Origin of the sequence: Serratia sp. 2723 (assembly GCF_050434425.1) — a bacterium.
Taxonomy (GTDB): Bacteria; Pseudomonadota; Gammaproteobacteria; order Enterobacterales; family Enterobacteriaceae; genus Chania.
The window spans coordinates 1-15,090 of sequence record NZ_JBNDIN010000018.1; the positions used below are offsets into that span (position 1 = coordinate 1).

Here is a 15,090-nt window from a genome sequence, read left to right on the forward strand (position 1 = left end):
CCACATCAAATCGAACATGCCACTGCTTTACACCACACCTAACCACAACTCCGTACCAGCCCCCTCTCTCTGTGGGAGAGGGACCGAACGTGCCAAAACTTAACTCCAGTACCCAACCGCCACATCAAATCGAACATGCCACTGCTTTACACCACACCTAACCACAGCTCCGTACCAGCTCCCTCTCCCTGTGGGAGAGGGTTGGGGTGAGGGGTCGCGGATTTACCCCACCAGCCGTTTGGCGATCTCCAGCAGAGTTTTGACATCCTGCGGGCGAGTATCGCCACTGGTGGAATCAATGATGGAACTGTAGATATGCGGGATCACCTGCTTAACACCGGCTTTCAACGCAATCTCAAGGATCGGTTCGAAGTTTTCCAGATCGATGCCCCCGGTCGGCTCCAGCATAAAGTCATGCTCGGCACAGGCTTTTGCCACGTACTCATATTCGTCCTGATGCTTCAGGCCACCCATCGGGAAATACTTAATCGAACTGCCGCCCATATCTTTCAACAACGCAATGGCAGTCTCTACTGGCACGATGCCATCCGCTGCATGAGCGCTCAGCGGCCCGGTGGAAATCTTCACCCAGCCCACGCGGCCGGTCGGGGAGACCAGGCCGTTCACCACGGTTTGGCTTTGCTTCAGCAATGCACGGCTGGCACCGACGCCGGTAAACACCTGGTTCACATGCTGCGGTTGGACGTGCTCGGAGATCAGGCTGACCATATTCGACTGCTTGGGATCGCCTGCTCCCAGACCCACGGAAAGCGCGTTCTCGATCAGGCGCGCGTAACGCGACATATCCGCCACGGCACTCTCAACGTCAGGATAATTTTTGGAAAGAACTCCCACCAGCACGTGTCCCTGCGCCGCATTATAGATGTCCTGCGCGTTGGCTTTTGAGCCAGCCAGCACGTTGAGGCAAACGCGGTCTTTATAGTAATTAGGCTTCAGCTTCATGCTTGGTTCTCCGTAAACAGATTTTTAATACAGGTAAAGACGGTCATCAACTGCTGCTCGTTCACGCTGCGGACATCCACCTCAATCTTGCCTTCGTTGGCCTTGTAGCCACGGAAATAGATGGCGATATCACCGGTTTTCAGCCGCTGGACGATTTCCACAGTCGACATCCCCAACACCGCTTCATCAAAGGTGATTTCAACGCGGGCAATATCGCGCCCTGCGCTGTCCCAGACGGTTTTGGCGCTGATGCCATTCAGGGTATTCAGTTGGCTGATAAACGGCGTCATGCGCTCTACCATTTGCGCACCGGTGGTTTTCTCCGACGTCAGGTAGCTTTCGATAGCCTGCGTCAGGCCGAGGATGCCCTCTTTGCCCACTTTCATCGCCCGGCCAATACCGCCTGACTGCTGCTTCACCCACTCTACGTATTGCTTCTTGCCGATCACCAGCCCGCTGGTTGGCCCTTCAATAGCCTTGGCACCGCTGTAGATCACCAGATCGGCACCCATCTGGTAGTAACACATCAGATCTTCTTCGGCAGCGGCATCGACGATCAGCGGCAGGTTATGCTTACGCGCCACCACGGCCGCCTGTTCGACGGAGAGAATGCTTTTCTGCACGCAGTGGTGAGACTTGACGTACAGGATGGCCGCGGTCTGCGGGGTGATGCAGGCTTCAATCTGTTCAGGGGAACATTCGTTGGCATAACCGGCTTCCACCACCTTACCGCCGCCAAGGGCGACCATGGTATCTACCGGCGCACCAAAGTTGACGTTATGGCCACGCGGCAACACGATCTCACGCGGCTCGTTCACCGTAGCGGAATGCAGGTTGACCAGCAGGTTGGCGTTATCCTTGACGATCACCGCCGCTACCGACTGGGCAATACCGGCAGAAGCGCAGGAAACAATCACCGCGTCTTCCACATTCAGCAGGCCAGCAATATAGGCGCCGGTCTTGTTGACCAGATCCTTGATTTCAAAGTAATGATTCAGGCCGTAATCCACAGAGTCAATCACCTCCTGGCGTGGCGTAGAAACGCCGAGAATGGTCATGCGGCCAGAAGTATTGATCACCTGCTTTAAGTTATATTTTTCATAGACTGAAGACATGAGCGGCTTTTCCTTGATCGGTTAATAGGACTTCCCCGGCCACTACGGCAGCCAGCGGCACCAACAGTTGTTCGCCATTTACGGACTCCCCTTCGGAGTCGGCAAACACCTGCGGCCCTTGGCGGAGATCAAAAATGGTCAGGTCGGCATCAAAGCCGGGTTTCAGCTGCCCCTTGGTAGTCAGGCGCAATGCCGCAGCGGCATTTTCCGTTACGCAGCCAATGACCTGCGCCAGAGAAAGCCCGACGGTAAAGAATTTGGACATCACCGTCGCCAGGCTATGCACCGGGCCAGCCAGGCGGTTGCGGCAGTAGATATCGGAACTGATGGTATGTGGGAAGATCCCCAACGCGATGGCCTGGCGGGCAACCTCAAAGCTGAAGCTGGCCGAACCGTGGCCCACATCAAGCAGCACGCCACGTTTTAACGCACGTTGGATCGACTCGCGCAGCGTACCTGCCGGGGTCAGAATGCGGTTCGGTTTGCCGTTGTAGCAGTGAGTGATGATGTCGCCCTGGGTCAGCAGATCGGCGATCTCGTCCAGATCCGGCGGGTTGTTGCCGATATGCACCATCAGCGGCAGTTGCTGGTTTTCCTGCTGGATCTCTTTGGCCAACACCAACGGTTTGGTGCCGTTCTGGCCCACGACGCTGCTGCTCATACGTGCCTTGATACCAATGACAAATCCCGGCTTGCCGTCGATGGCCTGCTTGACCTGCTGCTTATTGATATCCGCCATATCGGCCAGTTCATTCTGCCTTAGCAGACCGATACGCGAGATATTGAGGAAGGCAAAGACGTTGGTTTTGGCGCTGCGCGTCAGGGCATAGAATTCATCGATATCGTCAGTGCCGGTGCTGCCAGCATCCACCACCGAGGTGACGCCGCTGCTCACACCCACCAGGTCCGGGTCATCATGATAAATCGGTGAAGAGGGATAACAGTGTACGTGAGAGTCGATCCAGCCAGCGCTCAGGCGGTAGTTTCCCGCCAGATCCAGTTGTTTGTGGGCACGGGCATCGGCCGCCAACTGCCCGACGACGGCAATCTTTCCCACCTCAATAGCCACATCGGCCAGGGTGTCGTCCACCAGCCTGGCGCGCCGGATGATTAGGTCATACATGCTTCGCTACTCCTTGCCAAACCCTGGGCGGTTGACCCAGGGTTTGGGACTTGATTAAGAAATGGCTACCGGGAAGAACGCTCCCAAGATCATGGCCCCCAGGATCGCGCCGCCGGTGATCGGCTTGCCCCAGATATAGAACAGCAGCGCACCCAGTAGGGAACCCAGGCCGATCGGGATCGAAGCAGCCATGGCAGACAGGATGATCAACGGCCCAAGGAAACGCCCGGAAGAGTTACCAGCCCCCATCATCACGTCCGCCCCGTAGGTGGAGTTGCTCTGATTGATGGTAAATTTACGCGCCAGGATAATCAGGTAACCAATCGCCAGGCCAATGACCAGGCCAGTCACCAGCGAAGCGGCAAAGTTGGCTACCGGGAAAACAATCCCCGCCCCCAACAACAGCGCAGGAACACCAAGACCAACCCCGGTCTGGATCGCCCCGCCAATATCCAGGATCCCTACCAGAGAACCTTCGATAATACGGGCAAACAGGAAGCTGGCACCGAACGCCGCCACCGCACCGTAAACCCCGGTGTCCATCCCGGCACGCAGCATGGAAACGAAAGCCACTTCGTTAAACGCGCCTATGCCATACAGGTAATACATGTGTGTCCCGGCGAACACGCCGGACGAGAGCAGGCCAACAAAAATCGGGAACGACCAGTCGGCATACCAGAAGCCTTTGTCTGCTTGTGCTTCCATCATTCAGCTCCTTATTTTCCGCTCAGGGTGTTATGAATGGCATCCAGCCAGCCAGGCACGCCCAGGCTGAAGGATTCGAGAACTTTCATATCAAAGCCACGGAAGAAGCCGCTCAGCACGAACAGCAGCACAATCGCCACCATCATGATTTTGGTGACTTTGTTCCAGCCGCTTTCTTCAACGCCCTTGCCAATCAGGATACCCAGCACCAGACCCGGTACGGCGTTACCCATAATCAGCTGTGCCAGACCACCGAAGATGGTGCCCCAGAAGCCAGAACGTTTGCCCGCTTCGATCGCCGCCAGCCAGAAGATCACCGGCATGACGGTGTTCACCAGCAGGTTGGCCGCCGGAACCAGCACTTTGATGGCCGTGACCTGCAAGGCCGCAGGCACTGCCGAGGCGGTGGTATTAAGAAACGCCACCACCAGAATGCCGATGATGCCGCAAGCGATGGCCATCTTTTTTGGATCGTGCATCGTTTCTGCAACATTGCGGTTTTTGATCATCAGGGCTGCCGCGCCCCAGTTAGGAATGATGCGATGATCAACGTCCTGCGTGAAGGCCCCCGCCGCCACAGAAGACGCCCAGGCGTTGAAGAAAAAGCCCAGACCAAATGAGAAATGAGAAGCCGGATCGCCTTCGCAGGAATTCAACTCACCCAAGGTACGGAATGCTCCCATACCCTGTGTCGTCGGAGCGTGGAACATACGTGCGGCACCGGCCCCTACACCGACGCCAACCAGCCCGCCGATAATAATCGACTTAAATAAGATGATTAAAAACATCAGAATATCCTTCTTATGTCATGCCCAGTGGATCCCAAGACGCAGCCATAGCGCTGTGGCTTGAAATACGACGGATATAACGTTTTTATTTCTGGGTGAAGACCACCTTTTCGGTATTGATGATCGTCACGTTCACGGTTATTTCCAATGAAACGGCATAGCTTTTTCTTTCACGCGCCAGGAAGAAGAATAGAAATTTTTCTTTGGTGGTTCTCTCTTCCGCCTTTAATATTTTGACGTCCTGCGGTTCAATACGCAGCAGAACATTATTGGTGGATTTTAAAATCACGCCCTGTACATTCGCTAATGCACTGGCAAAGGCTTTAGCTTTACTATCACCTTTGCCCTCCACGTTAACCGAGGTGGTATAAGTCTCTTTCATTAAGGATTGCCGTATTTTTTGACATACGCTTCCACTAGCCGCTGGCCTAACTCTTCTTTATCCATAAAGCCAAAGCCTAATACATTGCAGCCTTCGTTAATTGCCGTCACGCCTTCTTCGATAGAACGCATACCATATCTGGATTTATAACCGTATTTGGTTTGTGCAGTGATCGCCCCAGCGCCACCGCTGCCACAGAAGGAAATGCCCAGTTGCGCATTTTCTGCTTTCATCACGTCACCCAGCTTCATATCCGCCGCCATGCCAGGGATCACAATCACCTTGGCACCGGCATTTTCAACGCCTTGACCTACTTTCTGGCCTTTACCCAGCCGATCGCCAATCACTACGGTTATTTGTCCCATGGGTTTTTTCTCCTGAATAATTTTAATGAATTAAACGTTATTGGTCGTTATCTTTAGCCACTTCAAAATGAACCGAAAGCAGATACGCCTCTTCAATCGGTAACGTGGCAAACTTATTTACCACTCGCTCTGCCAGTTGCATCGATCCGGCAGAAATTTCATCAAACAGTGATTTATCAACTTCCGGCAAGGGTTCACCCGTTATTGAGCGCAACACCATCGCGCGGATATGGGACTCCAACATTTGTTGTTGCACCGCATTGGTATAAATATTCTCTTCACCCAACATGGCGGTAATATCGGCCAGCAGTTGAGTGGTAATCGCTGCGGCCTCACTGATATCAGTCTGTTCCCTGTTACTTACCGAAGCAGTTCCGTCATTCACTTTGCAGTCACCTCTGGATCCCAGCTATTTATCCGTTAACGGTAAAGCGCTTTACCTTTACCCGCTTTCTTTGATGTCTTTACCCTAACCTTTGGGACATTGCTTGTGTAGCGCGTTTTTTTCCAGTTCGAACTGGAAATTAAGTGACGCCAAGGGATCCATTTCGCAAAACAGGGAGGTTCTACGCTAAGTAAATGAGATTGCAAAAAGAGTTTGCAACGCAGAGTTGCCAGTTGGCGTTGAGGCGCAAAAAACTTCGTGATCGAGATCTCTTTCTTTTCCTGTCCTAACAGCCTACTATCAATAGGACAAACCGACATTTTTCACACCCCCGCTCCCAAAGGTGCGGGGGTGTTGCTTTTGTGTTGTTTTCCGAATTTATGGCGCAGAAAGGGCGCCCTTTGATTGGACTGGAGAGTGGAATGACCAAACCAACCATTACCATTAATGAGCTGGATGCGGAACGCCTGGATGCGCTACTGGCACAGCCAGCCTTTGCCAATACTGACGTCGCCGCCGCGCTGAACGCTGAACTGGATCGCGCTGACATCGTGCCGGCATCGCAGATCCCTGCACACGTTGTCACCATGAACAGCCGCGTACGCTTTCGCGATCTGCATACCTCAGAAGAGCATGTGCGCACGCTGGTTTACCCTGCCTCGCTCAAAGACAGCGCTGAACAGCTGTCGGTGATGGCACCGCTGGGTGCAGCTCTGCTGGGAATGCACGTGGGTAAACAGATCAATTGGCAGTTGCCAAACGGCGAAGAAGCCCGCATTGAAGTGCTGGAATTGCTGTATCAACCTGAGGCTGCGGGCGAGTATCACCGCTAAGTCAGGTTTCCGGGCGGCCATTCAGCCGCCCTGTTTATCAAGGCTACATTGATTGCCTTAGTACGCTTAACGAAATTTCTTGTGATTGGCATCGCGGGTTTGCTTGAAGCCCTGCGCCACTTTACGCGCGTCCTCCAGTTTGCCCTGATTCGCCAGCGCCATTGACTGATCGATCTGCCCGATCAGCGTCGCCAACCCTTGACGAAATTCCTTCATCTCCGGGCTGTCCGGCGCTTTGCTTTCCAACTTCGGCGGAGTGCCTTTCTGGGCATCCGTAGCCGCAGCGCGCATATTCTGCAGGCTCTGCTTGAAGGTGTCGGTAGAATCGGTGTTTAGTACGGTTTTGTAATTGGCGGCCAAGGTATCCATATCATCGTCCAGATCGGCCGCCATCGCCCATGAACTGGCTCCCAGCAGCGTCAGTGCCGCCAACACTTTCAATGTCTTCTTCATGCTCACCTTCCAGTTATTGTTTTAGTTAACCCGTTATAAACATAAGCATGGAACGGTAAAACCGATACCTGATATTTGTAAGGAAGGTTGAAGCGGGGAGTTGGGAGGAGCATATCAGCCCTCACCCTCTACCAAAGGGAGAGGGAACCAATCGAGTTCGTTGATTGCTCTGCGTAATACCTTGCTTTCTTTGTTCTTACTCCCGACTTTCCGAAGCAGTACGGACCAACCACGTACTCTGGACAGCTCCCTCTCCCTATGGGAGAGGGTTGGAGTGAGGGGGGATTACTGCCCTGCGATCTTCATTTCCGGCAGCAACACGGAACCGCACTGGATATTGCTACGTAGCTCGATATCGCTGCCGATGCTGACGATATTGCGCAACATATCCTTCAGGTTGCCGGCAATGGTGATCTCGCTGACCGGATACTGGATCTCACCGTTTTCTACCCAGAAGCCCGAAGCCCCGCGTGAATAATCGCCGGTAATACCGCTGACACCCTGCCCCATCAGTTCGGTGACCACCAGACCGGTGCCCAACTGTTTGAGCATGCCCGCAAAATCATCACCCTGACCGGCAATGCGCCAGTTATGGATCCCGCCCGCGTGGCCGGTGCTATGCAGCCCCAGTTTACGCGCCGCGTAGCTGGTCAGCAGCCAGGTTTCCAGCACGCCGTCTTTGACGATGTCGCGGCGCTGGGTACGTACGCCTTCACTGTCGAACGGCGTGGACGCCAGCCCTTTCAGCAAGTGCGGATGCTCTTCAATGGTCATCCACTCCGGCAGGATCTGTTTACCCAACGAATCGAGCAGGAAAGTAGACTTGCGATAGACGCTGCTGCCGCTGATAGCGCCAACCAGGTGACCAAACAGACCGGTTGCCACTTCTGAAGCGAACAGCACCGGCGCTTTCATGGTTGACAGCTTGCGTGGGGAGAGGCGTGCCAGCGTGCGGCGGGCGCATTCCTGGCCGACCCACTCAGGGCTGGCCATATCATTCATCGCCCGGCCAATGGTGTAGGCGTAATCCCGCTCCATATCGCCATCATGCTCGGCGATCACACAGCTGGAGAGCGAGTGGCGGCTGGAGCAGTAGCTTTGCAGCATACCGTGGCTGTTGCCGAAGACCTTGATACCGTAATGGCTGTTGAAGCTGCCGCCCTCGGTATTGGTAATACGCTTGTCAGCCGCCAGCGAAGCCTGCTCGGCACGGGCTGCCAACTCGATACCGCGTTCGGCATCCAGCTCGGTGGGGTGAAACAGGTCCAGATCCGGCGCGTCAAACGCCAGCAGATCTTTTTCCGCCGGGCCAGCATGAGGATCTGGTGAAGTGTAACGAGCGATATCCAGCGCCGCCTGCACGGTGCGGGCAATGGCATCCGGATTAAGATCGGTGGAAGAGGCGCTGCCTTTGCGGTTCTGATAATAGACGGTAATGCCTAACGCACCGTCGCTGTTGAATTCGACGTTCTCCACTTCGCCAAAGCGAGTGCTGACGCTGATACCGGTGGTTTTGCTCACGGCAACTTCTGCCGCATCGGAACCGGCGCGCGCCAGCTCCAGCGCCTGTGAAACGGCGTGTTCCAGCGCTTTGCGCTGCTCTGCAACTTGGGTGACTACTTTCATCGATCGGCCATACTTAATCAGAAAATCGTTGAGAAAAGTGCCGTGTCGGCATGGTTTTGCGCGCAATAACGCGCCAAAATAATTTCAGGCTGCGCCCGCTGGCCACAGCCCGATGTACTTTTGAGTCTAACAGGAACTGCGCGGAATTTCGCATAAAGCCGGCAACCTGTTAGGATTAGCCTCTTTTTAACGGAGCCTACCATGAACAAACAGCCTGAAGACTGGCTCGACGAAGTCCCGGAGAACGAAAACGAGGACGATGACGAGATTATCTGGGTCAGTAAAAGTGAAATCAAACGTGATGCCGAAGCGCTGAAAGACCTGGGAACCGAACTGGTTGAACTGGGTAAAAACGCGTTGGAGCGCATCCCGCTGGATGAAGATCTGCGTGCCGCCATCGAACTGGCGCAGAAGATCAAGAAAGAAGGTCGCCGCCGCCAGATCCAACTGATCGGCAAAATGCTGCGTGCTCGCGATGTCGAACCGATCCAGACCGCGCTCGACAAGCTGAAGAACCGCCATAACCAACAGGTTTCGCTGTTCCACAAGCTGGAAGCACTGCGCGATCGCCTGGTAGCCGAAGGTGATGACGCGATCCCATCCGTGCTGGATCTGTATCCAGAGGCCGATCGCCAGCAACTGCGCGCCCTGATACGTAACGCGCAGAAAGAGCAGGCCGCTAACAAGCCGCCAAAATCATTCCGCCAAATCTTCCAGTACTTGCGAGACCTGGCCGAGGCACAGCAGTGATCGTCAGCGGCATCGCAGCGGGATGGACCCCGTTCATCCCCGCTGATGCATCGCTGCGCTGCTGCTCGTTTCACGGATATTGAACCGCAGGTTGCCCTCCAGCTCTTCCTCCGCTTCTTCAAACAACAGAATAATGGCACCAAAGCGGCGTTTGCTGCGGGCGTTGAGATTGAGAAATTCAATCTCGACCGGCAGGCTGATGTCGCCGGTCACGACATCCCACAACGCGTCCAGGTTGGCGCCAAATTCTTCCCCCAGTGCAAACCGCTCGGCAAAGTGGCGATAGAACGTCGGTAAGTCCGCTATCTGGTTAAAATCGAACTCTATTTTCCCCATCGGCTCACTCCATCCGTATGAAGTTCTTATAATGGTCGCGCGTGACATAAATCAGACCGTCACTGGAATACAACAGCCGATCGGCACCGCGTCGGCCACATTGGTAGTTGATATCCGCTTCGCGCCATACCCGGTTGTTGGCGGTAGGTAACTGCCCTTCACGGTTGGAAAAACGGTCGCCACCAATGGCCTTGCCCGGCAATACCTTGCACAGATTACCGTCGCGCGCATCCCAACCCTGCTCACGTGCCTGTTTTTTGGTGATGTAGTAGTCCGGCAGACGCTGGTGCTGTTGCACATAACTGACCACCCGCTGCTGCTGCGTCAGTTGTTCAATGCTCTCTGCCGCAGGGGTTACAACGTTGGTAATAGCCCGATCGCCATCCCCATGCAGCGCACTGAAACCCGCCACCACCAAAGCAATCAACATCGCAATAAGCGTACGTTTATTCATACCGTCCCTGCATATATAGCAAAAATTAATGAATCAAAGATGACCAAGATGTAACCATTTCACTGCCAAAAGGCCTGACGCCCGAGCAAAAGCCGCAATTGATACGGAATTATTATGGGTAGTAAGGCCCTCCTGCCTACATTTTAGCCCCCGTAGCCGGGGGACGTAAACCATGCAGTATAGCCTTTGGCAGGAAGGTGAAGATATCAATCAATCAGCGCGTGACGGTAGCGATGCAGCATATCGGCCAGGCGTTTTACCGGCCCGGTGACGCTAAGCGGAGCGAGGTTATCCACCAGCTTTTGTTGATATTCATTCATCTCTTTGAGTAACCGGTCGTAGTAGTAAGCCCGCTTCACATCGTTCTTGGCGGTGACTACGTGATCGGCGGTGCTGCGGATCTGCTTGTGGAACACCGAAAGCTCTTCCCGAGCGGGGATCTCGGTCATCTGCATCCGCTGGTGGGCAATAATCAGGTTGAGTGCCAGCCGGTACTTGGCAATGTCGTTCGGGAACATCATCAGCAACTGGTTCAGGCGCTGATAGAGCGCGGGCAGATGGTTTTCCTTACGGCGCGCCGCCTTGGTGGTCAACGCAGAAACGGCGCTGCTGACCAACTGATTCATCAACGTGCGGCCGGTACGTTCACGTGAGGTATCACGGATCAGGAACAGCACGATCATCGCCACAAAGCAGCCGATAATCTGGCCGATGGCGCTGTCGATAAACGAGGAGACATGGAAACTCATCGGGTTACTCAGCACGATGATGTTAATCGTACTCGCCAAGGTGCCCAGCGATCCTAGGCGTCGTTTCTGCACTTCGATACCGATGATAAAAGACATGATGCCCAGGCTCAGGCACAGCAAAAACATGCTTTGCTGGGTTTCCGGCAGAATAAACATATAAAACAGCGCACCAAGCGGCAACGCCACCAGCACGCCCAACAGGAAGTCGAGCGCCATCATTTTTGGATTTGGCGTACGCATCGCCAATGCGGTCACAATGGCGATCATCACCATACAGCCGCTGCCAGACGTCCAGCCGGTCCACAGCCAGAACAGGCAGCCAATTGAGGTCGCCGCCCAGGATCGCAGCCCGTTAATCATCGCATGGTGGCCTTCCGCCGACGGCCTTTTCACCACCACTTCCCCGGCCAGTATCTCGTTTTCTACCGCATTGATGCCGCTGTTGGTATGCACGCCCTTTGCTACCAGCAGATAGCGCGTCGCCGCGCCAACCCAGCCGGTAACCGTTGGCAGAAGTTCATCGCTACGGTTGATTGCCAACACCTGGCGCACCAGCTTCAGGCGCTTATGCACCTCCTGCGCGGTTTCCGCCGGGACCATCAGCAGTTCGCGGATATTTTCCTTCACCGCATCCGGATGATTAAGCAAAATCAGATAGGTTTCGCAGGCCTGGGTGATCAGCGTCAGCGAAAGCGTATGTAACGCATGCAAGCGGCTGTTAACCCGCTGCCAACGCGACGATTCCAGCATCAGGTTGCTGCGCATCCCGTTGATGGCGGTGGTGCTTTTTACCAGATCGCTCCAGGCGCGGTCGATGTCCTCTTTCCCGGCATCGCTGATACACATCTGCATCAGTTTGTACTGCCCCACCAGCAACTGATCCACCGCACGATCGATGTCCTGTTTGATCGAGCGTGGGGAAAACAGCAGATCGGCCAGTACCGCACTGAGAATACCGAGCACGATCTCGCTACAGCGCTCTACGGCGAACTGTGGTGCGGCCAGCAGCGAGGTGGTAGTGGTAGCGGAAGTGACGATGATAATCAGCGCCGTGTAACCCGCCAGACCCCAGGCGTAGGAGTTTTCGACCTTCACCAGCGAGGAGATCCAGGTACAGACCCCCAACCAGGCGCAGCAAAGCATCAGCATCACCACCGGCGCTCGCGCACAGGTCACGATAATCAGCAAACCGACAAAACAGCCGATAAAGGTGCCGATAATACGCAGCCAGCCACGATAGCGGATCGCGCCAGAGAAAGGTTCCCCCCCGGCGGCAAAGGCGGGGCCGGCAGCCACAATGGCAGCCGTCAGTACCGACCAGCGCGGGGTTTCCAGATTGAGGTGAAATCCGACAAACAGGGCGAAGACAATCGCAAAGCTGAGCTTGCAGGCAAACCGCAGCCGCAGAAAGGTTGGGCTGTTCATTAGCCGAACTCACGCAACCGATGCATCAGCCGGATAAACGGCGAGCCGCTGTCGACGTTACGATCGTTCTTACCGGTAATGACCACGGTCGCGGTGGTGCCTGCCGGGTAAGAGTGTTGCTGATCTTTCTCATCCAACAGGATTTTCACCGGCACGCGCTGTGCCAGACGCACCCACTCCAGGTTGCTGTCGATCGACGCCAGCCCCTTGCTGTTTGGGGTACTGCTGCTGTTATTCACCGCCGCAGCCAGGCTATCGACGGTGCCGTGCAGGATGCGGTTGCTGCCCAACGGGGTGATCTCGGCACGATCACCTTTTTCCAACCCTTCAAGCTTGGTTTCCTCCAGATAGGCGATGATATAGAAGCTGTTTTTCTTCACCAACGCCACCGCCGTAGAGCCACGGGTAATAAATTCCCCCGTGTGGACGTTCAGGTTGGTGACCCAACCGTCTGCTGGCGCACGCACCGTGGTCCGTTCCAGATCCAGCTGCGCCAGATCGCGCACGGCGATCGCCTTGGCCAACTGATGCTGCACGGTTTGCAGCACGTTATTGGATTGGTCGATCTCTTCTTGTGACATCGCCTGGATCCCCAAGCGCACTCGGCGGCCCGCTTCACGCTTCTTCTCGGCCGCCAGCGTCTGATAATAGGCCACATCGGCGTTGGCTTCGGCCAGTGCCTGTTGGTAACGTGGCTGGTCGATCACCATCAGGATCTGGCCCTGTTTCACCAGTTGGTTGTCGGCGATCGGCACGTCGGTCAGCAAACCGCTGACATCTGGAGCAATCGCCACCACGTCGGCGGTGAATTTGGCATCACGCGTCCACGGTGATTGAGTGTAAAACGCCCAGGCTTTGAACACGGCGATGGCCGCCAACAGGACCAGCAGCAAGGTGATGGCGATGCGGAGTATTTTTAATGACAGAGTTTTCACAGCAGCCTCAAACGAAAAGACACGAAATCAGGTAAAACAAACAGCAATACAGCGCGGTATTGAACAACGCCGGATGCCAGACAAAATCGTAAATCCCGGTCGGCTGCAACAGGCGGCGTATGACGAAGAACAGGGCCAACGACGCTAACAGCTCAAAAAATACCGGCGGGAACGACAGTCCAAAAATGACCATAACCGGAAGCAAACTCATCACTTTATCCTTAATTGTTTACTACACCGGGGGTTTTCCCTGCTGATTTCACATTCCATTTACATTCTAGCGCACGGACGCCAAACGTTACGATCTGGTAGTGGACCAGGTCAAAAACCTGAAAAAGGGTTAAGCTAACAGCAGGCTTCCGCGAGAGGGAATGTATGGATAACCGGAGGGATCGTGCGACCACGGCAGTATACCGCGACATAGCTGACCACGCTCAAGCGTTCAGAAGATCTTTACACCCGACGCGTTATATTAGCCTGCTTACTATCAACTCATCTATAATCTGTGATCTAAATCACTTTTAAGCCAGAGTGAACAATGGAAAGACTAAAACGGATGTCCGTGTTTGCCAAAGTCGTTGAATGTGGGTCATTTACCGCGGCGGCACGCCAGCTCGACATGAGCGTTTCATCCATCAGCCAGACAGTGTCCAAACTGGAAAATGATCTACAGGTGAAGCTGCTTAACCGCAGCACGCGCAGTATCGGCCTGACCGAAGCCGGTAAAATCTACTATCAAGGCTGTCGCCGCATGCTGCAGGAAGCCGCCGAGGTCCATGAGCAGCTTTATGCGCTGAACAATACGCCCATCGGCACGCTGCGTATCGGCAGTTCCTCCACCATGGCGCAAAACGTCCTGGCGACCATGACCGCCGACATGCTGCAAGAATACCCTGGCTTGACGGTTAATCTGGTCACCGGCATTCCCGCCCCGGATCTGATTGCCGATGGCCTGGACGTGGTGATCCGCACTGGCGAACTGCAGGACTCCAGCCTGTTTTCCAAACGCCTGGGCTCGATGCCGATGGTGGTCTGCGCCGCCAAAAGCTACCTGACTCAACATGGCACACCGCAAAAACCGGCGGATATGGTGAATTTTTCCTGGTTGGAATACAGCGTACGGCCCGACAGTGAGTTTGAACTGATGGCTCCCGAAGGCATCAGCACGCGCATTTCCCCACAGGGGCGCTTCGTGACCAACGATTCACAAACCATGATCCGTTGGCTCAAGGCCGGGGCCGGGATTGCCTATGCGCCACTGATGTGGGTAATCGAAGAGATCAAACGCGGCGAGATTGAGATCCTGTTCAAGCGCTACCATTCAGAACCCCGCCCGGTTTACGCACTGTACACCGAGAAGGACAAGCTGCCGCTCAAGGTACAGGTGTGTATCAATTACCTGACGGAGTACTTTAAACGCGTGGCGGAAGTGTATCAGGGCTATCGCTGAGGCTCCCCTTTTACCCCTGGGGGGTCATCCAGGGGGATCGCTCTCATATATAGCGTTTAAAGCTATAAAACCCGTTACTCATTTTATTCAGGTTAATTATCGAAAGCATTTGCTTTCAGATGATGTTGATTCTCTGCTGGTGACTCTGCTGTATTTTTTCTCACTTCCCGATCGGTTATGCGGAAATCTCCGCCATAGTTAAAGGTATTAAACCGTCGTGACAATTATTTTAAGCATATCCTGCCAATTTGAC

Annotated in this window: 18 protein-coding genes; 3 read left to right on the top strand and 15 right to left on the bottom strand. The window is 54.6% G+C overall.

What is annotated here, in order from left to right; all coding sequences use genetic code 11:
* Positions 1–222: 222 nt before the first annotated feature.
* From dagF to ABIE29_RS21085, 8 genes are all read right to left on the bottom strand, one after another.
* Positions 223–963, bottom strand: coding sequence for a 2-dehydro-3-deoxy-phosphogluconate aldolase (gene dagF, locus ABIE29_RS21050; RefSeq protein ID WP_429620998.1), 741 nt, complete (start codon positions 961–963; stop codon positions 223–225).
* On the bottom strand, positions 960–2,078 hold the full coding sequence (locus ABIE29_RS21055; protein ID WP_429621000.1) for a DgaE family pyridoxal phosphate-dependent ammonia lyase: 1,119 nt from the start codon (positions 2,076–2,078) through the stop codon (positions 960–962). The genes dagF and ABIE29_RS21055 overlap by 4 nt, the downstream gene beginning before the upstream one ends.
* A complete protein-coding gene (locus ABIE29_RS21060) occupies positions 2,062–3,201 on the bottom strand; it encodes an amidohydrolase/deacetylase family metallohydrolase (protein ID WP_429621003.1) in 1,140 nt (379 codons plus the stop codon). The genes ABIE29_RS21055 and ABIE29_RS21060 overlap by 17 nt, the downstream gene beginning before the upstream one ends.
* Before the next feature lie 54 nt (positions 3,202–3,255).
* Positions 3,256–3,906, bottom strand: coding sequence for a DUF4310 family protein (locus ABIE29_RS21065; RefSeq protein ID WP_024483730.1), 651 nt, complete (start codon positions 3,904–3,906; stop codon positions 3,256–3,258).
* Between the two features lie 11 nt (positions 3,907–3,917).
* Positions 3,918–4,694: a DUF4311 domain-containing protein gene (locus tag ABIE29_RS21070; protein WP_021180718.1), complete on the bottom strand. Its 777-nt coding sequence runs from the start codon at positions 4,692–4,694 to the stop codon at positions 3,918–3,920.
* 85 nt (positions 4,695–4,779) lie between these two features.
* Positions 4,780–5,076 carry a DUF4312 family protein gene (locus ABIE29_RS21075; protein WP_429621005.1) on the bottom strand — a complete coding sequence of 99 codons (297 nt, stop codon included), beginning with the start codon at positions 5,074–5,076 and terminating at the stop codon, positions 4,780–4,782.
* Complete coding sequence (locus tag ABIE29_RS21080; RefSeq protein WP_021180720.1) at positions 5,076–5,441, bottom strand: glycine-rich SFCGS family protein; 366 nt, start codon at positions 5,439–5,441, stop codon at positions 5,076–5,078. Before ABIE29_RS21080 ends, ABIE29_RS21075 begins: the two co-directional genes overlap by 1 nt.
* Positions 5,442–5,478: 37 nt before the next feature.
* Entirely contained in the window at positions 5,479–5,781 is a 303-nt protein-coding gene (locus ABIE29_RS21085) for a glycine dehydrogenase (RefSeq protein WP_370572534.1), read from the bottom strand.
* Between the two features lie 467 nt (positions 5,782–6,248).
* On the opposite strand from ABIE29_RS21085, the gene rnk reads away from it, so the two are divergent.
* Entirely contained in the window at positions 6,249–6,659 is a 411-nt protein-coding gene (rnk, locus tag ABIE29_RS21090) for a nucleoside diphosphate kinase regulator (RefSeq protein WP_021180723.1), read from the top strand.
* Between the two features lie 66 nt (positions 6,660–6,725).
* On the opposite strand, the gene cybC is transcribed toward rnk, so the two are convergent.
* Positions 6,726–7,112: a cytochrome b562 gene (gene cybC, locus ABIE29_RS21095; RefSeq protein ID WP_429621007.1), complete on the bottom strand. Its 387-nt coding sequence runs from the start codon at positions 7,110–7,112 to the stop codon at positions 6,726–6,728.
* 285 nt (positions 7,113–7,397) lie between these two features.
* Positions 7,398–8,738 (bottom strand): metalloprotease PmbA, encoded by a 1,341-nt coding sequence (gene pmbA, locus ABIE29_RS21100; protein WP_021180725.1) that lies wholly within the window; start codon positions 8,736–8,738, stop codon positions 7,398–7,400.
* A 201-nt stretch (positions 8,739–8,939) separates the two neighbouring features.
* On the opposite strand from pmbA, the gene yjgA reads away from it, so the two are divergent.
* Positions 8,940–9,488 (top strand): ribosome biogenesis factor YjgA, encoded by a 549-nt coding sequence (yjgA, locus tag ABIE29_RS21105; protein WP_429621010.1) that lies wholly within the window; start codon positions 8,940–8,942, stop codon positions 9,486–9,488.
* A 33-nt stretch (positions 9,489–9,521) separates the two neighbouring features.
* Here the strand turns inward: yjgA and ABIE29_RS21110 are convergent, their stop codons facing one another.
* From ABIE29_RS21110 to aaeX, 5 genes are all read right to left on the bottom strand, one after another.
* A complete protein-coding gene (locus tag ABIE29_RS21110; protein WP_429621012.1) occupies positions 9,522–9,824 on the bottom strand; it encodes a barstar family protein in 303 nt (100 codons plus the stop codon).
* A gap of 4 nt (positions 9,825–9,828) precedes the next feature.
* Positions 9,829–10,278 (bottom strand): ribonuclease, encoded by a 450-nt coding sequence (locus tag ABIE29_RS21115; protein WP_429621014.1) that lies wholly within the window; start codon positions 10,276–10,278, stop codon positions 9,829–9,831.
* Positions 10,279–10,484: 206 nt separating this feature from the next.
* A complete protein-coding gene (gene aaeB / locus ABIE29_RS21120; protein ID WP_429621016.1) occupies positions 10,485–12,452 on the bottom strand; it encodes a p-hydroxybenzoic acid efflux pump subunit AaeB in 1,968 nt (655 codons plus the stop codon).
* On the bottom strand, positions 12,452–13,387 hold the full coding sequence (gene aaeA / locus ABIE29_RS21125) for a p-hydroxybenzoic acid efflux pump subunit AaeA (protein ID WP_429621018.1): 936 nt from the start codon (positions 13,385–13,387) through the stop codon (positions 12,452–12,454). The genes aaeB and aaeA overlap by 1 nt, the downstream gene beginning before the upstream one ends.
* Positions 13,388–13,394: 7 nt before the next feature.
* On the bottom strand, positions 13,395–13,598 hold the full coding sequence (aaeX, locus tag ABIE29_RS21130) for a p-hydroxybenzoic acid efflux pump operon protein AaeX (protein ID WP_021180732.1): 204 nt from the start codon (positions 13,596–13,598) through the stop codon (positions 13,395–13,397).
* A gap of 327 nt (positions 13,599–13,925) precedes the next feature.
* Here aaeX and aaeR point away from each other — a divergent pair, with 327 nt between their 5' ends.
* Positions 13,926–14,837, top strand: coding sequence for an HTH-type transcriptional activator AaeR (gene aaeR, locus ABIE29_RS21135; protein WP_024483740.1), 912 nt, complete (start codon positions 13,926–13,928; stop codon positions 14,835–14,837).
* Positions 14,838–15,090: the final 253 nt, after the last annotated feature.